The organism is Streptomyces sp. OZ13 (assembly GCF_052068155.1).
In the GTDB taxonomy this organism is placed as follows: domain Bacteria; phylum Actinomycetota; class Actinomycetes; order Streptomycetales; family Streptomycetaceae; genus Streptomyces.
This window is the reverse complement of record NZ_JBQHCZ010000002.1, coordinates 574459-600859: the sequence shown is the minus strand read 5'-3', so window position 1 is coordinate 600859 and position 26401 is coordinate 574459. Positions and strand designations below refer to the sequence as shown.

27 protein-coding genes are annotated in these 26401 nt (G+C 73.2%); 7 read left to right on the top strand and 20 right to left on the bottom strand.

Annotated elements, in window-relative coordinates; all coding sequences use genetic code 11:
* Positions 1–179 precede the first annotated feature (179 nt).
* Complete coding sequence (locus ACTMTU_RS06405) at positions 180–554, bottom strand: hypothetical protein (protein WP_441262466.1); 375 nt, start codon at positions 552–554, stop codon at positions 180–182.
* 342 nt (positions 555–896) lie between these two features.
* Here ACTMTU_RS06405 and ACTMTU_RS06400 point away from each other — a divergent pair, with 342 nt between their 5' ends.
* Entirely contained in the window at positions 897–1406 is a 510-nt protein-coding gene (locus tag ACTMTU_RS06400; protein ID WP_441262465.1) for an SRPBCC family protein, read from the top strand.
* Between the two features lie 144 nt (positions 1407–1550).
* Here ACTMTU_RS06400 and ACTMTU_RS06395 read toward each other — a convergent pair whose 3' ends face one another.
* From ACTMTU_RS06395 to ACTMTU_RS06350, 10 genes are all read right to left on the bottom strand, one after another.
* Positions 1551–2465, bottom strand: coding sequence for a LysR family transcriptional regulator (locus ACTMTU_RS06395; RefSeq protein ID WP_441262464.1), 915 nt, complete (start codon positions 2463–2465; stop codon positions 1551–1553).
* Positions 2462–3655: a glycine C-acetyltransferase gene (locus ACTMTU_RS06390; RefSeq protein WP_441262463.1), complete on the bottom strand. Its 1194-nt coding sequence runs from the start codon at positions 3653–3655 to the stop codon at positions 2462–2464. The genes ACTMTU_RS06395 and ACTMTU_RS06390 overlap by 4 nt, the downstream gene beginning before the upstream one ends.
* Before the next feature lie 45 nt (positions 3656–3700).
* The gene (gene tdh / locus ACTMTU_RS06385) at positions 3701–4729 is read right to left on the bottom strand and encodes an L-threonine 3-dehydrogenase (RefSeq protein WP_441262462.1); all 1029 of its coding nucleotides are present in this window, start codon (positions 4727–4729) and stop codon (positions 3701–3703) included.
* A gap of 147 nt (positions 4730–4876) precedes the next feature.
* Positions 4877–5929, bottom strand: coding sequence for a DUF6397 family protein (locus ACTMTU_RS06380; protein WP_441262461.1), 1053 nt, complete (start codon positions 5927–5929; stop codon positions 4877–4879).
* A 109-nt stretch (positions 5930–6038) separates the two neighbouring features.
* Positions 6039–6443 (bottom strand): roadblock/LC7 domain-containing protein, encoded by a 405-nt coding sequence (locus tag ACTMTU_RS06375; protein WP_005307718.1) that lies wholly within the window; start codon positions 6441–6443, stop codon positions 6039–6041.
* Positions 6444–6545: 102 nt separating this feature from the next.
* Entirely contained in the window at positions 6546–7160 is a 615-nt protein-coding gene (locus ACTMTU_RS06370) for a GTP-binding protein (RefSeq protein ID WP_441262460.1), read from the bottom strand.
* 178 nt (positions 7161–7338) lie between these two features.
* The gene (locus ACTMTU_RS06365) at positions 7339–7851 is read right to left on the bottom strand and encodes a DUF742 domain-containing protein (RefSeq protein ID WP_441262605.1); all 513 of its coding nucleotides are present in this window, start codon (positions 7849–7851) and stop codon (positions 7339–7341) included.
* A 41-nt stretch (positions 7852–7892) separates the two neighbouring features.
* On the bottom strand, positions 7893–8315 hold the full coding sequence (locus ACTMTU_RS06360; RefSeq protein ID WP_441262459.1) for a roadblock/LC7 domain-containing protein: 423 nt from the start codon (positions 8313–8315) through the stop codon (positions 7893–7895).
* Positions 8312–10894, bottom strand: a complete 2583-nt coding sequence (locus ACTMTU_RS06355) for a sensor histidine kinase (protein ID WP_441262458.1) — start codon at positions 10892–10894, stop codon at positions 8312–8314. Before ACTMTU_RS06355 ends, ACTMTU_RS06360 begins: the two co-directional genes overlap by 4 nt.
* 51 nt (positions 10895–10945) lie before the next feature.
* Entirely contained in the window at positions 10946–11791 is an 846-nt protein-coding gene (locus ACTMTU_RS06350; protein ID WP_441262457.1) for an MHYT domain-containing protein, read from the bottom strand.
* A 264-nt stretch (positions 11792–12055) separates the two neighbouring features.
* On the opposite strand from ACTMTU_RS06350, the gene ACTMTU_RS06345 reads away from it, so the two are divergent.
* From ACTMTU_RS06345 to ACTMTU_RS06335, 3 genes are all read left to right on the top strand, one after another.
* A complete protein-coding gene (locus ACTMTU_RS06345) occupies positions 12056–12685 on the top strand; it encodes a class I SAM-dependent methyltransferase (protein ID WP_441262456.1) in 630 nt (209 codons plus the stop codon).
* 131 nt (positions 12686–12816) lie between these two features.
* Positions 12817–13131: a hypothetical protein gene (locus tag ACTMTU_RS06340; protein WP_441262455.1), complete on the top strand. Its 315-nt coding sequence runs from the start codon at positions 12817–12819 to the stop codon at positions 13129–13131.
* A gap of 76 nt (positions 13132–13207) precedes the next feature.
* Complete coding sequence (locus tag ACTMTU_RS06335) at positions 13208–14011, top strand: hypothetical protein (RefSeq protein WP_441262454.1); 804 nt, start codon at positions 13208–13210, stop codon at positions 14009–14011.
* A gap of 264 nt (positions 14012–14275) precedes the next feature.
* Here the strand turns inward: ACTMTU_RS06335 and ACTMTU_RS06330 are convergent, their stop codons facing one another.
* A complete protein-coding gene (locus ACTMTU_RS06330; protein WP_005307749.1) occupies positions 14276–14458 on the bottom strand; it encodes a hypothetical protein in 183 nt (60 codons plus the stop codon).
* 94 nt (positions 14459–14552) lie between these two features.
* Positions 14553–15641: a fatty acid desaturase family protein gene (locus ACTMTU_RS06325; protein WP_441262453.1), complete on the bottom strand. Its 1089-nt coding sequence runs from the start codon at positions 15639–15641 to the stop codon at positions 14553–14555.
* Between the two features lie 333 nt (positions 15642–15974).
* On the opposite strand from ACTMTU_RS06325, the gene ACTMTU_RS06320 reads away from it, so the two are divergent.
* The 3 genes from ACTMTU_RS06320 (at position 15975) to ACTMTU_RS06310 (ending at position 20990) form a co-directional block, all read left to right on the top strand.
* Entirely contained in the window at positions 15975–18848 is a 2874-nt protein-coding gene (locus ACTMTU_RS06320; protein WP_441262452.1) for a DEAD/DEAH box helicase, read from the top strand.
* A complete protein-coding gene (locus tag ACTMTU_RS06315; protein WP_441262451.1) occupies positions 18845–20137 on the top strand; it encodes an SWIM zinc finger family protein in 1293 nt (430 codons plus the stop codon). Before ACTMTU_RS06320 ends, ACTMTU_RS06315 begins: the two co-directional genes overlap by 4 nt.
* A 271-nt stretch (positions 20138–20408) precedes the next feature.
* Complete coding sequence (locus ACTMTU_RS06310; protein WP_441262450.1) at positions 20409–20990, top strand: N-acetylmuramoyl-L-alanine amidase; 582 nt, start codon at positions 20409–20411, stop codon at positions 20988–20990.
* Positions 20991–21011: 21 nt separating this feature from the next.
* Here ACTMTU_RS06310 and ACTMTU_RS06305 read toward each other — a convergent pair whose 3' ends face one another.
* The 7 genes from ACTMTU_RS06305 to ACTMTU_RS06275 all read right to left on the bottom strand — a co-directional run bounded on the left by ACTMTU_RS06305 (position 21012) and on the right by ACTMTU_RS06275 (position 26394).
* Positions 21012–21458: a nitroreductase family deazaflavin-dependent oxidoreductase gene (locus ACTMTU_RS06305; RefSeq protein WP_441262449.1), complete on the bottom strand. Its 447-nt coding sequence runs from the start codon at positions 21456–21458 to the stop codon at positions 21012–21014.
* 82 nt (positions 21459–21540) lie between these two features.
* Positions 21541–21735, bottom strand: coding sequence for a hypothetical protein (locus ACTMTU_RS06300; protein WP_005307764.1), 195 nt, complete (start codon positions 21733–21735; stop codon positions 21541–21543).
* A 126-nt stretch (positions 21736–21861) separates the two neighbouring features.
* The gene (locus ACTMTU_RS06295; RefSeq protein WP_441262448.1) at positions 21862–22734 is read right to left on the bottom strand and encodes a phosphatidylinositol-specific phospholipase C/glycerophosphodiester phosphodiesterase family protein; all 873 of its coding nucleotides are present in this window, start codon (positions 22732–22734) and stop codon (positions 21862–21864) included.
* A 167-nt stretch (positions 22735–22901) separates the two neighbouring features.
* A complete protein-coding gene (locus ACTMTU_RS06290) occupies positions 22902–23564 on the bottom strand; it encodes an ABC transporter ATP-binding protein (protein WP_441262447.1) in 663 nt (220 codons plus the stop codon).
* Positions 23557–24573 (bottom strand): ABC transporter ATP-binding protein, encoded by a 1017-nt coding sequence (locus ACTMTU_RS06285; protein WP_441262446.1) that lies wholly within the window; start codon positions 24571–24573, stop codon positions 23557–23559. The genes ACTMTU_RS06290 and ACTMTU_RS06285 overlap by 8 nt, the downstream gene beginning before the upstream one ends.
* A complete protein-coding gene (locus tag ACTMTU_RS06280; RefSeq protein WP_441262445.1) occupies positions 24570–25436 on the bottom strand; it encodes an ABC transporter permease in 867 nt (288 codons plus the stop codon). The genes ACTMTU_RS06285 and ACTMTU_RS06280 overlap by 4 nt, the downstream gene beginning before the upstream one ends.
* Complete coding sequence (locus tag ACTMTU_RS06275; RefSeq protein WP_441262604.1) at positions 25429–26394, bottom strand: ABC transporter permease; 966 nt, start codon at positions 26392–26394, stop codon at positions 25429–25431. The genes ACTMTU_RS06280 and ACTMTU_RS06275 overlap by 8 nt, the downstream gene beginning before the upstream one ends.
* Positions 26395–26401 lie beyond the last annotated feature (7 nt).

Here is a 26401-nt window from a genome sequence, read left to right as displayed (position 1 = left end):
CCCGCCGCCGCGAGCCACGCCTACCGCCGGGGCGGGCCGTCACCTCATGCCGACCGCCACGGACCTCGCCGCCCGCCGTGATCGTCGGGACGGCCGTGGACGCGGTGACCGTGACCGCACATGGGTGGTGCAGCGGTGACCCCGTCGCCCCGCACGCCGTCGCGCCGAGGAGCCGCCTGTCATGCCGAGGCGTCGTGGGCGGTGGCGGCGGCCGCGGCGGCCGCGGCGGCGATCGCGCTGTCGGCCGTGGCGAACACACCCAGCGGGAAGCGGGAGGGATCGGCGCTCGCCCTCAGCACCCGACGCGCGGCGGCGCTCGGCGTGGCGACGGACAGGGGGACCCGCAGACCGCTGCACGCGCGATGGACGCGGAGCACCGCGCTGAGCGTGGCGGCGCCCACCATCGGCGCCGCGAGGACGACGACCACGGGCAGCGGCAGATGGCAGCGGACGAGACGTGCGACGTTCTCCGCCGTGACCGCCCGGGCGGTGATGTCGATGTCGACGCGGATCGTGACGACCAGGACTCCCCGGTCAACCGCATGAGTAAGCATCGCGATTCTCCGATCACGCGCCTTATGAGAGGTTTGGCCGTATTGAAGCTGCCCACGGGGCCGGTCCGCAAAGCGCCACGACGTGCTCCCGCGGAGACTTCTCGCTCGAGCCCCGGCCCTCTGTTCGCCCCAGCGGCAGTCCGCCGTACTGTCACGGCGCCGGAACGCGGCCGGCCACGGCCTCGCCCCACCCTTCGCCGCCGCCGCCGCACGCCGTACGCGTTTGCACCGCGTTGCCCAACAGCAGGGAATCCGCGCTGACTTGGACACGGCCGCCCCTCGGCACGACGACGGGACGCGGCGCGATAGCGTCGGACGCCCACGATGATCGGAGTCGTACGCATGGTCCGCATACTCAGCGTCTCGGACAGCGTCGTGATCGGCGCCGCCCCCTCGATGATCTACGCGCATGTGAGCAATCCCCAGCTGATGGGGCGCTGGAGCCCAGAGAACCGCGGCGCGACGGTGCGCAGCGGTGGCGAACAGGCCTACGTCGGCATGGTCTTCGACGGCCGCAACACGCGCGGGCCGGTGAGCTGGACCACCCGCTGCACCGTCACGGCCGCCGATCCCGGCGAGCGGTTCGCGTTCCGGGTACGCGCCATCGGCAGGCGGCGGCCTGTGCTGCCCGGACGCATCGCCACCTGGGAGTACCGCTTCGAGCGTGCCGCCGGCGGCGGGACGCGGGTGACGGAGACCTGGATCGACGACCGCCGCGCCTGGCCCGACGTCGTCGCCAACACCTTCGACAGGCTGGCGACGCGGGGGCACACCTTCGCCGAGTTCCAGCGCCGCAACATCCGTACGACACTGGAGAACCTGAAGAAGGCGATGGAGGCCGAGGTCTCCTAGGGCCTCTCGTCGGGATCAGGCCGGATCCGAACAAAAGACCCCAGCCGGCCCGCCCAGGGCCGGGTGGTCCCCGGCAGTTCTGCCGCAGTGGGGCCGCCCCCTGATCGCGGCCCGTGCGCCCCGTCCGGCGCCGGACGCCGTCGGTCAGTCCGTGGACAGACCCTGCGCGGTGTGCGCCAGGGCGTCGAGCACCGGCCGGATCAGCGGATGGTCCTCCGCGCCACGGCGGACCGCGGCGAACACCCGACGGGTGGCCGCCGGGCCCGCGACAGGACGTACGACCGTGTCGCGCAGCTCCATGCCGCGCAGAGCGGAGCGCGGCACGAGCGCGACCCCGGCGCCCGCTCCGGCGAGAGCGACGACGGCGCGGAAGTCGTCGGAAGAATGCAGCAGACGCGGCTCGAACCCGGCCAGCTCGCACGCCAACAGCACCATGTCATGGCACGGGTTGCCCGGATAGGGCCCGATCCAGTCGCTGTCGGCGAACTCGGCGAGCTCCACACGGTCCTTCGCGGCGAGCGGATGGTCCGCGCGCAGCACGGCGTCGAACGGTTCCGCGTACAGCGGCACCCGGGCGAGCCGGCGGTCGCCCGCGCCGGGGGCGCCCCGGTACTCAACCGCGACCGCGAGGTCGGCCTCCCCGTCGAGCACCAGCGGCAGGCTCTCGTCGCCCTCAGCGTCCCGCACGCGTACCCGAATGCCGGGGCGGGTCTGCGAGAGCCGGTCTATGGCCGGGGCCACGACCTCGGCGATGCCGGTGGCGAACGCGGCGACGCTCACCTCTCCGGCCACGCCGCCCGCGTAGTCGGCGAGCTCCGCCTCCGCCCGTTCCAGCTGTGCCAGGACGGCGTGGGTGTGGGTGAGCAGGATGTCGCCCGCCGCCGTCAGACGCACACCCTTGCCGCTGCGGATCAGCAGGGCGTGGCCGGTCTCCTGCTCCAGCGCGTTGAGCTGCTGGGACACGGCCGAGGGGGTCAGGTAGAGCGCGGAGGCCGCGGCGGTCACCGTACGGTGGTCCGCCACGGCCCGCAGGATTCGCAGCCGCCGGGGGTCGATCACCCGCCCATTGTCGCGCGTGCGTCGACGAAGGCCGCCACCGCCCGCGTCACGTCCTCGGTGGAGTGCGCCGCCGACAGCTGGACGCGGATCCGGGCCTTCCCCATCGGGACGACCGGGTAGGAGAAGCCGATGACGTAGACGCCGCGCTCGAGCAGCAGCTCCGCCATGCGTCCGGCTTCGGCGGCGTCGCCGATCATGACGGGCGCGATGGCGTGGTCGCCCGGCAGGATCTCGAAACCGGCAGCCGCCATCTCGGTGCGGAAGAGCTTGGTGTTGGCGGCGAGCTTGTCCCGCAGGTCCCCGGCGGACTCCAGGAGGTCGAGGACCTTGAGGGAGGCGGCGGCGATCACCGGGGCGAGGGAGTTGGAGAAGAGGTACGGGCGCGAGCGCTGGCGCAGCAGCTCGACGATCTCCGCGCGGGCGGCGACGTAGCCGCCGGAAGCGCCGCCGAGGGCCTTGCCGAGGGTGCCGGTGATGATGTCGACGCGGTCCATCACCCCGTGCAGTTCGGGCGTGCCGCGGCCGCCGGGGCCGACGAAGCCGACGGCGTGCGAGTCGTCGACCATGACCATGGCGTCGTAGCGGTCGGCGAGGTCGCAGATCTCGGCGAGCGGGGCGACATAGCCGTCCATGGAGAAGACGCCGTCCGTGACGATCAGGCGGCGGCGGGCGTCCTGCGTCTCCTTGAGCTGCTGCTCGAGGTCGGCGAGGTCGCGGTTGGCGTAGCGGTGGCGGCGCGCCTTGGAGAGGCGGATGCCGTCGATGATGGAGGCATGGTTGAGGGCGTCGGAGATGACGGCGTCCTCGGGGCCGAGGAGCGTCTCGAACACGCCGCCGTTGGCGTCGAAGCAGGAGGAGTAGAGGATCGTGTCCTCCTGGCCGAGGAACGCGGCAAGGCGCTGCTCGAGCTCCTTGTGGATCTCCTGGGTGCCGCAGATGAAGCGGACGGACGCCATGCCGTAGCCCCAGCGGTCGAGCGCGTCCTTGGCCGCGGCGACGACCTCGGGGTGGTCGGCGAGACCGAGGTAGTTGTTGGCGCAGAAGTTGAGGACGTCGCCCGGTGCGCCTCCCGCGGTGACGGCGACCGAGGCACTCTGCGGAGTGCCGATGACGCGCTCGGGCTTGTAGAGACCGGCATCGCGGATCTCGTCGATCGTGGCACGCAGGTCGTCGCGGACGGACGCGTACATGAGGGGTTCTCCTAGGTCTGGGGCTCGGACGCGGGGATACGGGACTCAGACGGTCCAGTCGAGGATGATCTTGCCGCTGCGGGCGGTGGCGGCCTCGTCGAAGGCCGCGTCGAAGTCCTGGTAGCCGTAGCTGCCGGTGATCACGGGGCTAAGGTCGAGACCGCCTTCGAGCAGGACGGTCATCGCGTACCACGTCTCGAACATCTCCCGTCCGTAGATGCCCTTGATGGTGATCATCGAGGTGACGATCTTCGACCAGTCGACGGCGAACTCCTGGGCGGGCAGGCCGAGCATCGCGATGCGGCCGCCGTGCGTCATGTTGTCGACCATGTCGCGTACGGCTTCGGGGCGGCCGGACATCTCCAGGCCGATGTCGAAGCCCTCCTTGAGACCGAGCTGCCGCTGCGCCGCGGCGATGTCGGTCTCCGCGACGTTGACCGCGAGGGTCGCGCCGACCTTGCGGGCCAGCGCGAGCCTCGACTCGCTGACGTCGGTGATGACGACATTGCGCGCGCCGGCGTGCCGGGCGACCGCCGCGGCCATTATCCCGATGGGGCCGGCACCGGTGATCAGTACGTCCTCCCCGACGAGAGGGAAGGAGAGCGCGGTGTGCACCGCGTTGCCGAAGGGGTCGAAGATGGCGGCGACGTCGAGGTCCACCTTGGTGCGGTGCACCCACACGTTGGAGGCGGGCAGCGCCACGTACTCGGCGAACGCCCCGTCCCGGCCGACGCCGAGGCCGATGGTGCTGCGGCACAGGTGACGGCGGCCGGCGAGGCAGTTGCGGCACTTGCCGCACACCAGATGGCCCTCGCCGCTGACGATGTCGCCGACGGCGATGTCCTGGACGTCCGATCCGATCGCGGCGACCTCGCCGACGAACTCGTGCCCGAGGACACGCGGGGTGGTCACGGCCTGCTGGGCCCAGCCGTCCCAGGACCTGATGTGCAGATCGGTGCCGCAGATGCCGGTGCGCAGCACCTTGATCAGCACGTCACCCGGTCCGGTCTCCGGCTCCGGCACGTCCATGAGCCAGAGGCCCGGCTCGGCATGCTGCTTGACAAGTGCCTTCATCGGCGCGGCTCCAGGCATGGTGACGGACAGGCGGTCGCGGTGACCGGATATCGAAAATAAGGCCCCGGTCAGTGGACGGGCTCCAATTTGCCCAGCTCGGAGCGTCACGTCCATCGAGGTTTTCTTAAGCGGGCCAACAGCGCAGCTTCATGCCCGCCCTGCCCGGGTCCGCCACAGCCGCCCCAGCAGGGCACGTGCCGTCCCCCGCGAGCGGCGCCCGGACCGGACACCCGAGGCCCCCGGACCCGAAGGCCGGGCGCCGGAGGGCCGGACGCTCGAAGGCCGGCTCCAGGGACGGGAGCTCCTCGGGTGCTGCACGGGGGCGGGGCGGCCGGCCTTGCCCACGGCGGCATGCGGGGCCGCGGGGTGGAGGGCTCCGAGTGGGAGAGTCCCGTGAGGAGCGCGGGCGAGTGCCGCACCGGGTGCACGTGGTGCGCGACGCGGGGCCGCGGAGTGTTCGCGCGCCTCCCGCAGCGCCTCGGCGAGACTCGCCCTGTGCCACAGGATCTCGTCCGGGTGGTCGGCGGTCACCAGGCGATCCACGATCTCCCTCCCGCGCGGCGACTTCGGCGGTGCGGGCACCATCTCCGGGCGGAGGACACTCAGACGGGAGCGCTCGTAGGGATCGGGAACGGTCTTGGCGACGGTCACCGGGTCGAGCACCGCGGCGATGGCCGCTGCCCGCCGCCAGGGATCGGAACTCGCGCGCAGCAACTGGCCGAGCCGCCGCCCCCGCCAATTACGCGGCCGCCTGTCCTCGCCGGCCGCCAGCAACGCGCGGAACTCGGGCGGCGTCCTGCCGGTGAGCAGTGACGCATGGTCGCGGGTGAAGTCCAGCACTTCCTCGGCGAGATAGAGCCACACCACGGCGTGGTAGCGGTTGACGTAGAACCACACCGGTGCGAAATGACCGGTGCGGGCCAGCCGCAGGAAACGGCCCTGGCTGATGGACGCCAGCTCCGCGCCGTCCACCGTGCCGACCGTCCGCAGCCGCTCCCGCAGCGCGGCGGGGAAGCCGTGCCCGGCCCGCAGCCGGTCGATCTCCCGCCGCTCGACGCGAGGCGGCCCTCCGCTGTCGTCCTGTGCCGCACGCACCTGGCCCAGCTGGAGCGCAAGCTCCAACTCGCCCCGTTTCAACGCCAGTTCCTGCGCGGCCCTGCCGAGCGCGAGGCTGGTCGTGGACGTCTGCCGTACCGTCATGGCGGTCTCCCCCGTGAGCTGTGGATACTCTCGGTGACGACCGTAGCCCGAAGCGAAGACATCCCGCCGCGCCCTGTGGACAACCTGCTCCGCCGCAGGCCGGAAGGGGTCAGAACGGGCTGCCGCCGGGCTGGCGCGCCTCGACGCCCAGGTGCTCGCCGACCCTGTTGACCATGAGGGTCATCTCGTACGCGACCTGGCCGACATCCGCCTCTGCGGCCGTGAGGACACACAGACAACTGCCCTCGCCCGCCGCCGTCACGAAGAGCAGCGCCTCGTCGAACTCGACCATCGTCTGGCGTGCCCGGCCGGCGCGGAAGTGGCGGCCGGATCCCCTCGCGAGGGAGTGCAGGCCCGAGGAGACGGCGGCGAGATGCTCCGCGTCCTCCCGCGCGAGACCGGTACTGGCACCGGTCACCAGCCCGTCGTTGGACAGCACGAGTGCGTGCCTGACGTGTTCGACCCGTTTCGTCAGGTCGTCCAGCAGCCAGTCGAGTCCCTTGTCCAACGCCATGGTCGTTCGTCCTCCCCGCTCGTACGTTCCCCGTGGCCCCGCGTTCGCCCGTAAGCCTTTCGCACGGCGCGGCGCAGGGCAAGGTGCGCCGGGCGGCCGCTGTCACCGCTGCTGCTCTGCCGGACCGAGGATCCGGGCCGTGTGGAAGCGTCCGGCGTACTCGACGAGGCGCACCAGGACCTCCTTCCCGGAGTCGCGTTCCCGGGCGTCACACAGCACCACGGGAGTCCCCTCGTCCAGGTCGAGGGCCCGGGAGACGTCCTCGACGGCGAAGGTACGCGCACCCGGGAAGCAGTTCACGGCGACGACGAACGGGATCCGGCGGTGCTCGAAGTAGTCCACGGCGGGGAAGCAGTCGCACAGTCGTCTCGTGTCGGCGAGGACCACCGCGCCGAGAGCGCCCTGGGAGAGCTCGTCCCACAGGAACCAGAAGCGGTCCTGGCCGGGCGTCCCGAACAGATACAGCGACAGGCCGGACCGGATGGTGATGCGGCCGAAGTCCATGGCGACGGTCGTCGTGGTCTTGCGGTCGACGCCCTCCGTGTCGTCCACGGTGCGGCCGACCTTGCTGAGCTGTTCCTCCGTCCGCAGCGGCCGGATCTCGCTCACCGCGCCGACGAGGGTGGTCTTGCCGACGCCGAAGCCGCCGGCGACCAGGATCTTCAGCGCGAGGGCCGTGCTGTCCTCGCTGGTGACGTCCAGGATCTGGGAAACCATCGGTCGCTTCTCTCCGGAGTGGGTGTGCGGGTGAACATCGGATGCCCCTGCGGGCGGGGGGCCGGGGGACGTCGGGTACGCGCTGACGCGGGGAACGGGAACGGAGCCGCACGCCCTGACACTGGAGGACCGCTCGCACGGCCCCGTGCCGCCGGCCCTCGGCGCCGGCTCCCGGCCCTCACAGCGCTCTCAGTCCCTCGATCACCTCTCGGAGGATCCGCTCGTCGGGCAGCTGCGCCGGCGGCACCGGCCGGCGGACCTTCACGAACCCGGCTTCGAGCAGGTCACCGAGCAGCACCCGCACGACACCGACGGGCAGGTCGGCGTCGGCGGCGAGCTCCGCCACGGACTGGGTCTCACAGCGGCACAGGGTCAGCAGCACCCGGTGCTCCGGGCCGAGCAGGGACTCCTCGTCCGGGCCGGGGCCGTCGGTGTCCACGACGACGAGCGCGATGAGATCGAACCGTACGTTGCTGGGGCCCGGCCTGGTGCGCCCGCCGGTCATCGCGTACGGGCGGACGAGAGGGCCGGCCTCCGCGTCGTACCACTGGCTGCCGGTGGGCCCGACGCCTCCCGGCCCGGAACCCGTGGGACCGGCGCCTGCCTCCCCGAAAGCGGCGGACCCGAAGCCCGCCGGCCCGCGCCCGAAGCCCGCGGGCCCCGTGCCCGTCTCCCCGACGCCGCTCGGCACGTCCCTCGGCCCGACGCCGTTCGGTCCGCTGCCCGAGCCGCTCATGTCGCTTCGACGCGCGGCGGCGTGCGCAGGTGTTCGCCGACGCGTTTGACGAGGCGGGCCATCTCGTAGGCGACCAGGCCGATGTCGGCCGTGGCGGAGGTGAGAACGGCGAGGCAGGAGCCGTCGCCGGCGGCGGCCACGAAGAGGAAGCCGTCGTCCATCTCGACCATCGTCTGCCGTACTCCTCCGGCGTGGAAGTGCCGCCCGGCGCCCTTGGCGAGGCTGTGGAAACCGGAGGCGACGGCGGCCAGGTGTTCCGCGTCCTCGCGGCTCAGCGCGTGGGACGCGCCCACCGGCAGGCCGTCGTTGGACAGCACGACGGCGTGCCGCACCTGCCCGGCGCGCTGTACGAGATCCTCCAGCAGCCAGTCGAGGTCGCCGAACCGGTAGTGGGCCGCGGCTGTCTCGTGCTCGGTCATGCGTGGTCTCCTTCGGTGCCTGGGGCGGCCGGGCCGGGTGCGCTGCCGCCGCCTCTGGTCCAGCCGTTGCGGTACGCGGTCATCCGGTCGCGGACCAGTTCGGGGGTGCGCTCCTCGGGGGCGTCGTCGGCCGCCGCCGGGCCGCGGTGCTCCTCGGGTCGTGGCGCCTCGCGCAGCTGCGGCACCAGGTGCGACTGCCGAACCCGGCGCGGGAGTTCGCCGTCGCCGGTCCCGGTGGGGGTGTCCCGCAGTCGCAGTGCCCTCAGGGTGGGCGGCGCCCCTTGTCCCGGCGGGGCCCCTTGCCCGGGCGGGGCCCCGATCGCGGGACGGTGGGCCCGAGCGGTGACCGGTGCGGTGGGTGCGGTCCGGGGCGGGGTGGGCGCGGGAGCCGAGGGGGCAGGCGCCGATGAGGTGGGCGCGGTCGAGGCCGACGTGGAAAGGCCGGGGTGCGGGGCGCCGCGCGACGGCTCCGCCTCCGCGCGGGCGGTGCCGCGCTCACCGTCGGCCCCCGGCAGGGCGTGCTGCAGCAGATCGGTGGGCAGCAGGACAACCGCGGTGGTGCCGCCGTAGGGCGATGCCCGGAGATGGACCTTGATGCTGTGGCGGGCGGCGAGGCGGCTGACGACGAACAGGCCGAGCCGGTCGCTGTCGAAGAGGTCGAGGGCCTCCGACTCCTCGAGTCTGCGGTTGGCCTCCGCCAGCACGTCCTTGCCCATGCCGAGCCCGCGGTCCTCGATCTCGAGGACATAGCCGTTGCCCACGGGCTCGCCGGTGACCCGCACCTTGGTGTGCGGAGGGGAGAACTGGGCTGCGTTCTCGACCAGTTCCGCCATCAGATGCGTGATGTCGGCGACGGCCGCGCCCGTGACGGACGTCTCCGGCAACCGGCGCACCTCGACGCGCGCGTAGTCCTCGATCTCCGACACCGCCGCCCGCACGACGGCGGTCAGGGGGACCGGCCTGCTCCAGGCCCGCCCCGGGGCGGCGCCGGACAGGATGATCAGGCTCTCCGCGTGGCGGCGCATCCGGGTGGTGAGGTGGTCGAGCCGGAAGAGGTCGCCCAGTTCGCCCGGGTCGTCCGCGCGCCGTTCCATGGCGTCCAGCAGGGTGAGCTGGCGGTGGACCAGAGTCTGGCTGCGACGGGCGAGGTTGACGAAGACGCCGGAGATGCCGTCGGCCAGTTCGGCGCGCTCCACGGCGGCGCTCAGGGCCGCCCGGTGGACGGTGCCGAGCGCCTCCGAGACCTGTCCGATCTCGTCCTCCGCCGGCGCGCCGGGCGGGGCCTCCGCCCGGATGTCTATCTGCTGGCCGGTGCGCAGCCGGCGCATGGCGTGGGGCAGTTTGCGGCGTGCTATCTCCAGGGCGCTGTTGCGCAGGACGGTCAGTTCGACGACAAGGGCGCGCCCGATCCGGACGGAGATGACGAGTGACGCGGCGACGGCGACCAGTCCCAGCAGGACCGCCGCGCCCGCGACGGTGAAGACGCCTCCGCCCAGCGGGTCGGAGCGCTCGGCCGCACCGCGGCGCGCCTGTGCGGCGATGTCGCGCATACCGTCGCCGACGGCGGTGTACGCCCGGTCCCAGTCGCCTGCGGCGACGGCCGTGGCGGCGTTGCGTCCCGCGGTCGCGGCCGACAGCCGGTCCTCGGCCGTGCGCAGTGCCCGGTGCGCGGGCTGTGCGGTGAGTTCGCGCCAGGCCGCACGTTCGGGGCCGCGCAGGTCGGCGGCGGCGCCCTCGACGAGAGCGGTGCGCGCGGCGACGGTGCCGGTGAACGTCCGCAGCCGGTCCTCGTCGAAGGTTCCGTCGATGTGCGCGGAGGTGACGAGGGCGTCCTCGCGCGCCAGCATCTCGCCCGCCCGCGCGAACTCGAGGAGTACACGCGCGTCGGCGCCGGGCCCGTGGTCCTGGATGCCCGCGACGGCTCCGGCCACGTCGAACGCGGCGCCGACGGTGTCGGTGTAGGCCCTGTAGACCTTGTCCCAGGTGGTCCTGCCTTCGAGGACGGCGGTGCGCAGGGTGTCCAGTTCTCCGGCCAGCGAGACGAAGCGGCCGAGGCGCCGGGCGACGGGCTGCGGTGTGTCACCGCCGTCGGCGACGGTGTGCACGTCGTCGAGCCGCAGGCGGCGCACCGCGTCGTCGGTACGGCGGGCCTCGAGCCCGAGCGCGGACGCCCGCTCCTTCGAAGGGCCGCTCAACTGTTGCAGGGCGGCGCGCCGTTCGGCCTGGAGGGCGCCCACGGCCAGGGCGACGGGTGCGCTCACCTCGTCCTCGATGCGCTGGGCCTGGCTCAGTCGCGCCATGTCCTGTGCGGTGGTGACCGTGGCGAAGCCCCACAGGGCCAGCAGCGAGAGGACGGGCACCATGAGCAGCGAGATGACTTTGGCGCGGACCGTCCTGGGCCGCTGGAACAGAGTCCGGCGGGAGACGGGCCACGGGGGCTGCTGGGGGCGTGGTTCCTGTCCGGTGTGCTCGACCGCGGGCGGCCCGGCATGGGCCCGCCGCCCGCGGACCGCCGGCCCGTGCGGTGGCGGGTGCGGGACCGGCGACTCGCCGTCCGGGGTCGTACGGGATGTGCGCATGGGCTCCTCGTTCCGGATACGTGCTGGGCGCGGCAGCGCCGCCCGGACCGGCTAGGCGGTGGCGGTGGGCGTGGTGGGCGTGGTGCGTGCGGTGGACGTGCTCGGATCGGTGGACGTGCCGGTCGCGGTGTGGGCGATCGGCTCGGCCTGCTGGGCGGAGGTGTAGGCGGCGTGTTCGCCGGCGGTCGGGGAGAGCGCGACGAAGGCGGAGGTGACGAAGAGGTACGAGCCGAGACCGACGGCGAGGGGGAAGATGAACTGCATCGCCGTGGCTCCCGGCAGGCTCCCCTCGGCCGGGGCGACGTCCACGCCGACGGCGAGCATGCCCGTGTAGTGCATGCTGCTGACGGCCGCTCCCATGACGAGCGACGCGAAGGCCACCGCGATCGCCGACCTGATGTTCAGTGCCGCCCAGAGCGCCGCGGTCGCGGCGACCACGGCGATGGCGACGGACAGGGCGACGAGGAGCGGGTCGTAGTGCACGGTGCCGTGCAGCCGCAGGGCCGCCATGCCCAGGTAGTGCATGCTGGCGACGCCGAGCCCCGTGGCGAGTCCGCCGATCAGCAGGGCCGCGGTGCGGTTGCGGCCGTAGCCGACGCAGAACACGCCGGCGCCGACGACGAGCACGGCGACGACGAGGCTGAGGATGGTCAGCGGCACGTTGTAACGGATGTCGGTGCCGCGCACGGCGAAGCCGAGCATGGCGACGAAGTGCATCGTCCAGATGCCGGTGCCGATGGCGGACGCGGCGGTGATGAGCCAGTTGCGCCGGGATCGGCCGGTGGCGGAGAGGGCACGCACGGTACAGCGCAGCCCGAGGGCGGCGCCGATGACAGCCATCAGGTACGACAGCACAGGTGTGAGCAGGCCGAAGGCCGCGTGGTCCAGGTGTCCCATGGCCCAGGGACGCTAGCCCCGAGGGGGGCGCGCGCCGGGGGCGCAGTTCGAAAGCTGCTGGAATATGACAGGTAGATGTTTCTGAACGATCGTGCCGCGCTCGAACGTGTGCACAGTGCGGTCATGTGTCGGGCGGCGGATCCCGCGCGTCGCGGATCCCGCGGGCGCCGCCGGTCCACGGCCGGACCGGGCGGACACAGCCGGTCGGAAACCGGCGGCGCCACCGCCGTGACGTACCCGCCCGGTATGGCGGATCATGGGTCCATGGCCGTCGACCGCACAGCGCATGACCACACCCGGGTCCAGGAGTTCTTCGGCGCCCGGGCCGCGGACTGGGACAGCCGCTTCCCCGACGACGGCCCCGCGTATGCCGCCGCCGTCGCCGAGACAGGGCTGCGCCCCCGGGACGCGGTGCTCGACGCGGGCTGCGGCACGGGGCGTGCCCTTGAACCCCTGCGGGCCGCCGTGGGTCCCAACGGTGTGGTCCTCGGCATCGACCTGACCCCGGAGATGCTGCACCGGGCCCGGATCGCCGGACGTGACCGGAGCGGCCGGCTGCTGCTCGGCGACGTGGCCCGGCTGCCACTGACCGACTGCTCGCTCGACGTGGTCTTCGGAGCGGGGCTGATCTCTCACCTGCCGGACCCCGCCGAGAACCTGCGGGAACTGGCCCGGGTCGTGCGGCCGGGCGGCCGGCTGGCCCTGTTCCACCCCGTCGGCCGGGCCACGCTGGCCGCGCGCCAGGGCCGCGTGATCACCGACGACGATCTGCGGGCCGAGCCCAACCTGCGCCCGCTGCTGGCCGGTTCGGGCTGGCGGATGACGTCCTACGTCGACGAGGACGACCGCTTCCTCGCGCTGGCGGTCCGTCAGGAGAGCTTGCCGGGCAGCTGACCGGCTGCGCATCACCGGCGTCCGGGACCGGTCGGGCACGCGCGGCCCGTAAACGGTCCCGTCGCCGTTCGAACGGGCTGCGGCGGTGGAACACTTGAACCGACCGGCGGTGTCCAGCCGCCCCGGAGAAGGTGGTCACCGTGCTCGCTCGGCTCCGTAGTTTCCTCGCCTCCCGTCCGTCCCGGGCGAAGGCCCCCGGGCCGTCCGCGCGACAGCACAATCTGTTCGAGGCCGCAGCGGCCTATGTGACGGCGTCCATAGAGGACGACGACGACCGCCTGGACGAGGCGGCCGGCTGGGTCGCCCCGGACGCTCTCGTCTTCGGGGTGAACCAGCTCGCCTGCCGCGCCGTGGTCGCTCTCGCCCGCGAGCGCAACGAGCCGGTCGAGGTGGTCGCGCGCGGGCTTCTCGGTCTCCCCGGAGCCCAGCCCGCCGGATCGAATTAGCGGCCGCCGACACTCGACGCGCGGGTTACCCACTGGTTAAGGTGCGCCGACGAAACGATGGGATGGGGAGGTGGCCGTGGCCGGGGCGGAAGACACCGTCGACGACGACTCGCTGTTTGTACTGACCGCGGTGCTGCTCACGCCGGCGCAGTTCCCGAGCGTGCTCGGCGACGACTACCCGGCCGCCTGCCAGGCCCTCGGCCTGGAGCCGTACGCGGAGGGGTACGGGCTGGTCCTCGGGCAGGACGCCGCCGGCGCGCGCTGGACGGTCGTGGTCGACGACGTGTCTCTCGTGGCCGTCGCCATCGCTTCGTGGGACTGCGGTATGGAGTACGACCTGTCGCCCGACGAGCACAGCGTGGTCGCGGCACTGCCGGGCTGGCCGCTGGCCGTCGCCGTCGCCGCGCCGGGGGTGCCGGCGCCGCACGACCCCGCCCCCGAGGAGGGTGACCGGCCGCCGCTCGCCCCGCCGGACATGAATGCCTGGGGTCCCGCCCAGCGCCGGCTGGGCGCCGACGAGGTGGCGCTGCGGTGGGCGCAGTGGCGGGGACAGATCGACGACGCCGACGCGGGGACGTCCGCGGACGCTCCGGAGAGCGGGAGCCACCGGCCGCGCGAGCAGGTGCGCCGCGTCCTGGAGCAGGCCAGGGCCTATGTGGAGTCCGCGCCGCCGCCCGGCCGGGTGCGCTCCTCGTTCGCCCCTGGCGGTGCCCGGATGCTGCGCGCCGACGGCCCCGGCTGGTCGATGGTCGCCAAGACCGACGACATCGCCTTCCTGCTGCTGGACGAGGAGCCGGGCGAGGTCGTGCCGGTGGGCCGCGGCCCGGAGCTGCCCGGGCTGCTGGAGGCGCTGGAGAAGGTGGCCGTCCACCCCTCCTGAGCGGGGCCGGCCACCGGACCATGTCGGCCACGGCGAGCACGGAAGCCCTCGCCGTGGACCGCCTCCGGCCCTCCCACGGATCACGTCGGGTACGGCGAGCACCGCACGCCCCGGCCGGAGACGACTTCCGGCCCGCCCGCGCGGGGGCACACCGGCCGTGACCGTCACCGGCCCCCGTTCTACGCGACGGGCCCGCCCCGCCCACCGGCGGTCGCCGGGGGCGGAGCGGGCCTCAAGGTCGTCAGGGCGCCGCCACGGCGGTGCTCAGCGACCGATCTCCTTGCGGGAGACGCGCCGCAGTCTGCGGCGCTGGCTCGGGTCCAGCATCAGGTACGCCACCGCCGGCACGCCGAGCACCACCAGCAGCGACAGCCAGAATCCGAGCAGCGGCATCAGGAGCAGGCCTACGGCCACTCCCCCGATCACGATCTTCGTACGTGTCGACATTTCGACGCCTCCTCCGCGGCTGTGGCCGCTCCTGCTGTGAGAACGTGCGCACTCGCCCCACGGTTCCACTATGCGGTCCCGCGCGGCTTTTCCACTATGCGGTCCGCCGCAGCGGCTCGCCGACCTCGTGGAGGTGGGTGAGGGCCTGGCGGTAGGACTCGACGAGCCCGGTCTCCGTGAACGGGATGCCCAGCGCCCGGCAGTGCGCGCGCACCAGCGGCTGGGCGAGCCTCAGGTGGGGGCGGGGCATGCTCGGGAAGAGGTGGTGCTCGATCTGGTAGTTGAGGCCGCCGAGGAACCAGTCCGTGACGCGGCCGCCGCGGATGTTGCGAGAGGTGAGGACCTGCCGGCGGAGATGGCCCCAGTCCTTGCCGGTCTCCTCGTCGGGCATCTCCATCCCCTTGTGGTTCGGGGCGAAGGCCATGCCGAGGTGGAGGCCGAGGACCATCTGGTGCACGAGGGCGAACAGCACGGCCTGGCCGACGGGCATGACGGTCAGCAGCAGGGCGGCGTACCCGGCGACGTGGGCGAGGAGCAGCGCGCCTTCGAGGACACGCTCCCCGCGCTTCTGGCGGCCGCCGGCGCGGGAGAACACCGCCTGGAAACCGTAGATCTTGAGGGCGATGCCCTCGAGGGTGGTCAGCGGGAAGAACAGCCATGCCTGGTGGCGGGTGAGCCAGCCACGCAGCCCGGCGCGGCCGGCCACGTGCTTCTCGCTGAAGACCAGGACGTCGGCGGCGACGTCCGGGTCCTTGTCGACGTGGTTGGGGTTGGCGTGGTGCCGGTTGTGCTTGTCGTTCCACCACTCCTGGCTCATGCCGAGGAGCAGGTTGGCGTGCACGAGCTGGATGATCCGGTTCTTGCGCCGGTCCGCGGCGATCTGCGCGTGGCCGGCGTCGTGACCGAAGAAGGCGGCACGGGTGGAGAAGAGCGCAAGCAGCGGTGCCAGGAGCAGCACCCACCAGGAGCCACCGGCCAGCACCACGCCGGTGACGACGGCGGCGAGGGCCAGCAGGTTCACGGTGATGCCACGCGCGTACCAGCCGGTGCGGCGCTCCAGCAGGCCCTGTTCCTTCACCGTGCGCAGCAGCGGTGCGAACTCGCTGCCCGCGCCGGACCGGCGGCCCGTGGGGACCTCGGTGGCGGCGGTGGGCGGGGGAAGGACGGCGGTGCCCTGCGGCATGGTGGGTCTCCGGTCTGTGGACGGCGGGTGTGCCGGACGCGCGCGAAAGAAAGTTGCTGCGCCGGATGCGGGAACTGTCCGACTGTTCCGGCCTGATAAACGTATGGACCGGGGCCCTTGGGGGCGATGGCGCCACCACCCGGGGCTCGGCGGGGGCAATCCCGCCCGTCGGGGTGGCGCTGGCTGTACCCCCGACGGTACGGCAGTCCCGTCGACGGCGTGGAGTGAGCCACATCACCGCGTGACGGCCGCCGTGAACTCGTGGCGGTGGTGTACCCTCAGCGCTTCCGTCCTGCGGTAGTCAAATTTGAGGAATGCGTCATCGTCGTGCATGTGCTCCCTTCGGGAACCTCCTCCCCCGCTGTCGACTCCTCCGCCCTTCACGCCCTCGCCGCCTGCTCGGCGATCTTCCTCCCGGGCGATCCCGCGCGCACGGGCCGCTTCGCCTTCTGGCGCTCCGACGGCAAGGAGCTGCCCGTCGACGACGCCGGGCTCGCCCCGCTCACCGTCGTCGTCCCCGGCCCCCGTACGGTCACCGTGCCGGCGCTGCTGCTGGCCGTACCGGAGGCACTGCCCGTCCTCACCCGCGCCCGCGCCGGGGCGGACTCCTCCGGCTCCGCGGCCTTTTGGGGAGCGGCCTCGCTCCTCGCCCTCCAACTCGCCGCCCGCGGACTCCTCCTGCCCGGCCTGAGCCCCACCGGCATGGATGCCTGGCGGATGGGACCGCTCGCACCCGAGGACCTGGAGGGGATGCGTACGCTGGCCGCCTCCATGCCGCCCGCCGCACACGCCGTACCCGTGAACGAACCGGCCGGGACGCTGCTGCTGCCCCGACCTGAGCGCCTGCTGCGCCAGTTCCTCGACGCGGTCGCGGACGGGCTGCCCCGCTCCCCCGCCGCTCCGCTCGCCGCCGGAGCAACGGCGTTCGCCGCGCCGGAGGCGCAGCATCTGCCCGGGCTGCGGGCCTGGGCGGCGGACATCGCCGCCGGGCACGACGGGGGGGTACGACTTTCGCTGCGGGTCGAACTGCCGGGCCTGGAGGACGCCGGCCCGGCGGACGACGCTCCCCGGTTCCGTGCCGTCCTCCAGATCCACAGCGTCAGCGACCCGGCGCTCGTGGCCGATGCCGCCGACGTGTGGGCGGGATCCGGGTCCTTGGCAGCCGCGTTCGGGCCGCGGGCCCGGCTCGACGCCCTCCTCGCGCTGCGCCGGGCGGCCCACGCCTGGCCTTCGCTCACGCCGCTGCTGCAGGCGGCCGTGCCGGACGCCGTCGACCTCGCCGACGAGGAGGTCACCGAGCTGCTGGGGGACGCGTCACGGGCGCTCGCGGCCACCGGAGTCCAGGTGCACTGGCCCCGGCAGCTCGCCCGGCGCCTGACGGCGCGCGCCGTGATCGGCCCGCCCGACGACGGCGAGCAGGCAGCGGGCCAGGAGTCGTCAGGGCTCCCCTCGTTCCTGTCGTCGGACGCCCTGCTGTCCTTCAACTGGCGTTTCGCCCTGGGTGAGGACCGGCTCACCCGGGCCGAGCTCGACCAGCTGGCCGAGGCGGGCCGGCCGGTCGTGCGGCTGCGTGACGAGTGGGTGCTGATCGACCCGACGGAGGCCCGGCGCGCCCGCGAGAGCGAGGACCGCAAGCTGTCCCCCGTGGACGCGCTCGGCGCCGTGCTGACCGGCACGGCGGAGGTCGACGGACGTACGGTCGAGGTGGAGGCGTCCGGCGCGCTCGAACGGCTCCGCGAACGGCTCGCCGAACCGGAGGGCGGGCCGCAGGAGATCGGTCAGCCGGCGGCGCTCCGTGCGTCGTTGCGCGACTACCAGCTGCGCGGCCTCAACTGGCTGCACCGGATGACGTCCCTCGGCCTCGGCGGCTGCCTCGCCGACGACATGGGACTCGGCAAGACCATCACGCTCATCGCCCTCCATCTGCACCGGCAGACGGACCCCTCGGCCGCCGGTCCGACCCTCGTGGTCTGCCCGACGTCCCTGACGGGCAACTGGCAGCGGGAGATCGGCAAGTTCGCTCCCGGCACGCCCGTACGGCGCTTCCACGGCGCCGCCCGGTCCCTCGAAGGGCTCGGTGACGGGGAGTTCGTCCTCACCACGTACGGCACCATGCGCCTCGACGCGGCCCGGCTCGCGGAGGCCGACTGGGGCATGGTCGTCGCCGACGAGGCGCAACACGTCAAGAACCCCTACTCGGCGACCGCCAGGCAGCTGCGCACCATCGGCGCCAAGGCCCGTGTGGCGCTCACCGGAACGCCGGTGGAGAACAACCTGTCCGAGCTGTGGGCGATCCTCGACTGGACCACCCCCGGCCTGCTCGGGCGGCTCGGCACCTTCCGCAGCCGTTACGCGCAGGCCGTCGAGGGCGGCGCCGACCCGGCTGCCGCCCGGCGACTGGGCGCACTGGTGAGGCCCTTCCTGCTCCGCAGGCGCAAGTCCGACCCCGGCATCGCGCCCGAGCTGCCGCCCAAGACGGAGACCGACCGCGCGGTGTCGCTGACGGCCGAACAGACCGGCCTGTACGAGGCGGTGGTACGCGAGACGCTCGCCGCGATCTCCGAGGCCGGCGGCATGGAACGGCGTGGTCTGGTGGTCAAGCTGCTCACCGCGCTCAAACAGATCTGCAACCATCCGGCGCAGTACCTCAAGGAGGAACGGCCCAGGGTCGAGGGCCGCTCCGGCAAGCTGGAACTGCTGGACGAGCTGCTGGACACCATCCTCTCCGAGGACGCGAGCGTGCTCGTGTTCACCCAGTACGTGCAGATGGCGCGGCTGCTCGAGGGGCATCTCGCCCGGCGGGGCGTGCGGACGCAGTTCCTGCACGGCGGCACGCCGGTACCCGAGCGGGAGGCGATGGTGAACCGCTTCCAGAACGGCGAAGTGCCCGTGTTCCTGCTGTCGTTGAAGGCGGCGGGCACCGGTCTGAACCTCACCCGGGCCGAGCATGTGGTGCATTTCGACCGCTGGTGGAACCCGGCCGTGGAGGCACAGGCGACCGACCGCGCCTACCGCATCGGGCAGGACCGGCCCGTGCAGGTGCACCGGCTGATCGCCGAGGGAACGATCGAGGACCGCATCGCGCAGATGCTGGAACGCAAGAAGGACCTGGCCGACTCGGTGCTGGGGGCCGGCGAGGCCGCCCTCACCGAACTGACCGACGCCGAGCTGGCCGGCCTGGTGGAACTGCGAGGAGCGGGACGATGACCGGACCCGAGGCACTGACGCGGACCTTCGACGCCCTCCCGCCCGCGCGTGGCAGGGGCTTCGCGCAGACATGGTGGGGGCAGGCCTGGCTCAAGGCCCTTCAGGACACGGCACTTGACGGCGCGCAGCTGAAGAAGGGCCGCCGGCACGCACGGGAGGGGGCGGTCGGGGCCGTCTCGGTGCGTCCGGGCCGGATCACCGCGGTGGTCCGGGACCGCGACGGCACGGCGTACCGCAGCGACGTACTGCTCCAGGAACTCGGCGAGCAGGACTGGGAACGCTTCCTCGACGTGGCCACGGACAGCGCGGGGCACATCGCGGCGCTGCTCGACCGGGACATGCCGCCGCATCTTGTGGAGGACGCCGCGGCTGCCGGCGTGGAGCTGCTGCCGGGGATCGGTGACCTGGAGCCCAAATGCACGTGCGACGCCTGGGACCACTGTCCGCACACGGCCGCGCTCTGCTACGAGGTGGGGCGTCTGCTGGACCAGGACCCGTTCGTACTGCTGCTCATGCGCGGACGTGGGGAGCGCCGCGTACTGGACGAACTTCAGCTGCGGAGCGTCGCCCGGGCGAACCCGCCGGCGGCGGGCCGGGCGGACGACGAGGACAACGCGGCGGACCCGGCCGGGGTGCGTGCCGACGAGACGTTCGCGGCCGACGGCATCCTGCCGCCGCTGCCCGCTCCGCCGGCGCTGCCCGACGGGCCCGGCCCCGCTCCGGCCCTCGATACCGGGACGGCTCCGGAGGGCGGTCCGGACGCCGCGGCGCTGGAGTTCCTCGCCGCCGACGCGGCGGCACGCGCGCACCGGATGCTGGCCCAGGCACTGGCGCCCGGCCATGCCGGGCAGCCTCCGGAGCCCGTCCTGACGCGGGGCGAGGACGCGGTGCGGATGGCCGCGTCGGTCCCCGGACCGGTGATCGCCGCCCGGCTGGCCGCCGGCACGGAGCGCACCCGCGGTGATCTCGACCTCGCGGCACGGGCGTGGCGGTACGGCGGGGCCGCCGGACTCGCGGTGCTCGAGGAGGACTTCGCACCGGACGAGGAGCAGCAGACGCGTGCGGCGACGGCATTGGCGGCGGCGTGGGCGGCGGAGCCGGACCGCCCTCGGCTGCGCCCCTCGGGCCCCGCACGGTGGACGGTCGTCGGAACCGGCGAGCAGCTGCGCCTGGGCCGCGACGGGAACTGGTGGCCCTTCCGCAAGGAGCGGGGCGCCTGGGCGCCGGCCGGACCCGGGTCGCCCGACCCGGAACAGGCCCTCGCGGGCGCGTCGGGCGAGGCCGACTGACACACCGTCGGGTACGGGCTCCGGGACTGCGTGGGCGTCCCGGAGCCCGTACGCGACCGGGCCCGGAACGGTCCGTGCGCACTGCCCTCGCCGCAGCCGCGCGAACGGCCGGGGGCCGCCCCGGCGGCCAATCACCAATTCCGTTGTAGCTACGGGCAGTTGGGCGGTCGCGTTCTTCCGCCGTTCACCCGGTCGCCAGTACCGTGGTGCCCAAGGCTCTCATCGGCCTTGTCCTGCCGTGTCCCCGCACACCCCCACCAGGAGAAGGCCCATGGACCGCAGATCTCTGCTTCGGGGCGCCGCCGCGACGGCCGCCGCCCACGCCCTGCTGCCCGCGCCCCGCGCGCAGGCGGGCACCACCGCGGTGACGGACTACCCGTCAGCCGAGTGGCGGCCGGCCTCGTCCGCCAACTACACGGCCTCCAGCAGGCCCACCGCCTACCCGGTGCGGTACGTCGTCGTCCACGTCACCCAGGAGACCTACGAGGACACGCTCGCCATCTTCCGTGACCCGGCGAGGCGGGTGTCCGCGCACTATGTGGTGCGTTCCTCCGACGGACACATCGCGCAGTGCGTGCGGGAGCGTGACGTCGCCTGGCACGCGGGCAACTGGAACTACAACACGTGGAGCATCGGCATCGAGCACGAGGGCTGGGTCGACCGGCCCGCGTATTTCACCCATGCCCTCTACGAGCGGTCCGCGGCGCTCACCGCGTCGGTCTGCGACCGCTACGGCATCCCCAAGGACCGGGCGCACATCATCGCCCACTCCGAGGTGCCCGGCGCCACCCACACCGACCCGGGCCCCCACTGGGACTGGGTGCGCTACATCCGCCTCGTCAACCTTTCCTGATCCGGCGACGGTCCTGGCGGATCAGCGGTCCCGGTCCGGCGGCTCGACGACGAAGACCGGGATCTCCCGTTCGGTCTTCTGCTGGTAACCCTCGTAGTCGGGGAACGCCTCCACGGCGCGCGCCCACCACACGGCCTTCTCCGCGCCGGTCACCTCACGCGCCGTCATGTCCCTGCGCACCGGGCCGTCCTGGAGCTCGACCTGTGGGTGGGTCTTGACGTTGTAGTACCAGACCGGGTGCTTGGGCGATCCGCCCAGGGAGGCGACCAGGGCGTACGCGCCCGCGTGTTCGACCCTCATCAGCGGTGTCTTGCGGATCTTTCCGCTTCTGGCACCGCGGGTGGTGAGGATGACGACCGGCATCCCGCGCAGCGTGGTGCCGCTCGTACCGCCGGACTTCTCGTACTCCTCGACCTGATCGCGGACCCATTGTTCGGGGCTCGGCTCGTACTCACCCTCGAGTGGCATTGCGTTCTTCCCATCGCCTTGTGCTCTGCCGTCGGTTCGGCACCGGTTCGCCGTGCGGATGCCCGGCCTGCGGGCTGCTTACTCAGGGACGCAGGCTCCCGACGACGTTGGCCGTGGCCGCGATGCCCTCCTGGATGGTCGGCGCCATGCTGGTGCCCGCCAGGAAGAAGCCGAGCAGCGCGCAGACGACCGCGTGGCTCATCTTCAGCCCTCCGCTCCGCAGAAAAATCACTGCGAGCACCAGCAGGAGCAGCACCACCGAGATCGAAATGGCCATCGCCAACCTCCTTCGCCGCGCCGGAATTGCGGCATTCGGCGGCCAGTCTGGCGCAGCGGAGGTCCCGTACGGCCGACTGGCGTGTCCGCCGTACGGGTGCATCTCGGAGATCGGGCGGAAAGGTGGTCACCCGCGGTCGTGAACGCGCAGGAAGCGCTCCAGACCGGCCAGGTCGTCGGTGTTGATGTGGTCGGCGCCGGCGGCGAGCAGTTCGTGCCAGACGGCGTCGCGGGCCGGCCCCTCGAGGTCGGGCGTGGCCCAGAAGCGGACCCGCTGGGAGCGCCGGTGGGCCGTGGTGACGAGAGTGTGCAGCTTCTCGCGTTCCGCCGCCGGGAATTCACCGGTGCCGAGCCAGCTGAAGCTGTGCGTCCAGTTGCTGGAGATCAGCGGGATGAAGGTGGCCGGAGCGGGATCGGCCGCGGCGAGGTCGTCGAGGCGGCCGTCGTAGAAGGCGTACCGCACCCGCTGCGCCTCCATCGGCGCGCGGGCCGCGCGGTCCCCGGAGATGACCGGGGTGACCGCGCCGAGGCGTACGTGCCCGTGGGCGCAGCTGCTCAGCATGCGCCGGTACTCGCGCAGTTGGCGGTCGAGCTCCAGGTAGGCCGCGACGCCGTCCGTCTTGATGTCGATCAGCAGTTGGACGGGGCGGCGACGGCCCCGGTACACGCTGCCGTGGTTGGCGCGCACCCGGGCGAGCAGTGGATCGAGGTAGAGCGAGCGCAGGGTGCGGGCGGGGTCGAGTTCGGCCGGTTCGTGGGCGACGAGCAGCTCGCCGTCGACGAGGAAGATGTCGGCCTCGAGGCTGGTGAAGCCGTGCGACAGCGCGTCGTGCAGGGGGTGTTCGTGCAGATAGTCGTTGTGCGCGTGGGCCCTGCGCAGCGGCGCCGGCGCGTCCGGTGCGCCGCTGCGTGCCGCGGCGCGGGCCTGGGACGGCACCGCGGCGGCACCGGCGAGTGCGGCGGCGAGGGTGGTGACGGCTGTGCGACGAGTGGTCGGCACTGATGACCTCCGGGCTCTGCGGGTCGGGAGGGACACCGGTGAGTATCCGTCGGGCCGGCCTCAATGGGCAGGGTGGCACCAAGAGTTCGGCCATCCGTCATGTGGCGCGTCGGCCCACCGTCCGGGGCCGGCCCTGCCGGGGAACAAGGTCGTACGCCGCTCAGGGCTCACGCTTGCGCGATGCGGGACCACTCGACCGTGCGGTCGCACCAGCGGTCGAGCAGGACGCGGTCGTGGCCCACCGCGAGCAGGCCCGCCCCGTGTTCGCGGCGGTAGTCCTCGACCACGTTCACCAGCGCGGCGGTCGTCGACGCGTCGAGCATGGCCGTCATCTCGTCGCAGACCAGCCAGCGCGGCCGCAGCACCAGCGCCCTGGCCAGGCAGGCGCGTTGGAGCTGGCCGTCGCTCACCTCGTGCGGCCGCCGACCGAGGAGTTCGCCGGTGAGACCGACGGTCTCCGCCGTCTCCAGCGCGCGGGCGGCGGCGTCGGCTCGGCTTCGGCCCGCGGCCCGCAAGGGCTCCGCGATCACCTCGCGGAGCCGCAGCCTTGGGTCCGCCGAGAGCCGGGGCTGCTGGAAGACGACACCAACGGCGGTGCGCAGCGTGCGCGGGGCCGCGTGGCGCCATCCGTTCACGGGTTCGCCGTCGATGACGACCCGGCCGGCGGCCGGCCGGTGCAGAAGGGCTGCGACCTTCGCGAGGGTGGACTTGCCGCAGCCGCTGGGGCCGAGCAGGCCGACCGCCTCGCCGGGGGCGATGGTCAGTGAGGCGCCACGTACGACCGGCTCGCGGCGGTCGTACCCGGCGATGACGTCCCGCAGTTCAAACATGCCGGTCCTCCGCATGGTGGCAGGCGACGCCGCCGTCGAACCGGGGCAGGACCGTGCAGGCGTCGTCGGCCCGGGCGCACCGGGGGGCGAACGCGCAGCCGGCCGGCAGGTCGCCCAGCTCGGGGGGCAGGCCGGGGATGGGGGCGAACTCCCGTTCCGGCAGGGCGTTCAGCAGACCGCGCGCGTACGGGTGGCGCGGTCCGGGGCCGCCGAAGAAGGTCTCGGCGGACCTGATTTCGACGATGCGGCCGGCGTACATGACGGCGACCCGGTCGGCCGTCCGGGCGGCTGCCGCGAGATCGTGGGTGATCAGCAGGAGTGCGCGCCCTTCGTCGGCGTGCCGGCGCAGTTCGTCGGCCGTGTGGTCGACGAGTTCCCGGTCCAGGCCGGTCGTCGGCTCGTCGGCGAGCAGCAGCGGCGCGTCGCCGACGAGCGCGATCGCGGTGGCCGCGCGCTGTGCCAGTCCTCCGGAGAGCTCGTGCGGGTACCGGTCGAGGTGGCCGGCGGGGAACGCGGCCCGTGCCGCTGCCGTGAGGACGGCTTCGCGGGCCTCGGCGCCGCGCAGCCCGGTCAGCGCGCGCACGGTCTCGGTGAGTTGCGCGCCGACGGTCCGCACGGCGGTGAGGTGCGCGGCGGGACTCTGGGGGACGAGACCGATCCGGCGTCCCCGCACGGTGCGTGCGAGGGTGCGTTCGCCGGCGCCGAGCAGTTCCACACCGTCGATGACGGCGGACCCGGCGGTCCGGGCGTTCGCGGGAAGCAGTCCGAGGAGGGCGGAGGCGAGGACGGACTTGCCGCAGCCGCTCTCTCCGACGAGTGCGAGGCACTCTCCGGCCGCGAGGTCGAACGCCACGTCGTTGACGGCTGCCACATGCCGCCCGTCGCGCATCTTGAAGCGCACGGACAGGCCGCGCACGGCAAGCACGCGCCGCGCCGCGGAGGAGGCGGAGGAGGCGGCCGGGGTCTCGGGCCCAACGGCCGGCGACGGGTCGGTGGACGGCACGGTCACAGCATCAGCTCCGATCGGCGGCGGGGGTTGAGCCGTTCGCGCCAGGCACCGGCCAGCCCGGCCACGGCGAGCGTGGGAACGATCAGGAACAGGCCGGGGAACAGCGTCGGCCACCAGTCGCCGGCGAGCAGTGAACCGCGGGCGGACTGCACCAGGTTGCCGAGGCTCGCCTGGTGGGTCGGCAACCCGAGGCCGAGGAACGACAGCGCCGATTCGTGCCACATCGCGTGCGGCACCATCAGCACGGCCGCGAGTCCGGCCTGCGGCAGCACCCCTGGCAGCAGATGGCGTGCGGCGACCCGCCACCGGGTCGCGCCGCCGCTGATCGCCGCGTCGATGTACGGGCGTGCGCGCAGCGACAGCACTTCGGAGCGGACGATGCGGGCGGTGGAGAGCCAGTGCGTCAGGGCGACGGACACGATCACCGGCCCGACTCCCGGACGGAACATGGCCACGACGAAGATGCCGAGCAGCAGGTGCGGTACCGAGGAGAAGGTGTCCACCAGCCGCATCAGGGCCCGGTCGGTCCAGCCCCCGAACACCGCGGCGGCCGCGCCGACCACGGTGCCGATGACGGTGGCGACAAGGGCCGCGACCAGTCCCACGAGCAGCGAGACCCTCAGTCCGTAGACGCAGCGCAGCAGCAGGTCGCGGCCGACGTCGTCGGTGCCGAAGGGGTGGGCGAGGGACGGCGGCCGGAGCTTCATCGACAGGTCGACGGCCTGCTGGTCGAGCTGCACGAGCGGCGGGACGAGCAGGACCGCCAGCGCGACGGCCACTACGACCACGGTGGACACGGCGACGCGTACGGTGCGCGTGGAGCGGCGGGTGCGGCCCTGGGACTTCCAGGCGAGGTCAGCCATGGAAGCCCACCCTCGGGTCGGCCAGTCCGTACAGCAGGTCGGACAGGAGGTTGCCGAGCAGGACGGCCGCCGTCGCGAGCACGGTGAGCGCGGCGAGCAGCGGGAAGTCCACGGAAGTGGCGGCCTGCACGGTCGCGGCGGCGATGCCCGGCCAACTGAAGACGGTCTCCACGAGCAGGGCTCCGGTGATGAGTTCGGGTACGCGGGAACCGATGAGGGTGAGCATGGGCAGCATGCCGGAGCGCAGCGCGTGGCCGAGAAGCACGGTGCTTTCGGCGAGGCCGCGTGCGCGGGCGCCGCGCACCGGGTCCTCGTCGAGGGCGTCGCCGACGCCTTGGCGCACGTAGAGGAAGAACCACGGCAGTTGGCTGACGCCGAGGACCGCGGCGGGCAGCACCAGGTGCGTGGCGACCTGTCCGGCGGTCACGGTGTCACTGGCCGTGTCGGTGAGCCCGCCGGCCGGCAGGACGCCGAGTTCGAGCGCGAAGAACCAGATCGCGAGGAGGCCGAGCCAGAACGCGGGTGCGGCCTCGAGGGTGTACGCGAGTGAGCTGACGCACCGGTCGAGGAGTCCGCCGCGGCGACGGGCGGCGAGCACGCCGAGGGCGGTGCCGAGCACGATGGCCAGCGCGAAGGCGGTGAGGGCGAGCAGCGCGGACCAGCCGATCCGCTCGGCGATCACGTCGGCGACCGGCTGCCGCATCACGCTGGAGTCGCCGAGGTCGCCCGTCAGCGCGGAGGTCAGCCAGTCCCACCAGCGGGTGACGAGCGGCTGGTCCACGCCGAGGTTGGCGCGGATCTGGTCGAGGTTCTCCTGCGAGGCGGTGAGGCCGGCGCTGCCGGTGTAGGCCTTGACGGGGTCGAAGGGCGAGGCGGCGGCCACGGCGAAGACGGCGAAGGTCACGGTCAGCAGGACGGGGACGGCGAGCAGCGCCCGCCGTCCCGCCATCCGCGCCATCGCCGCG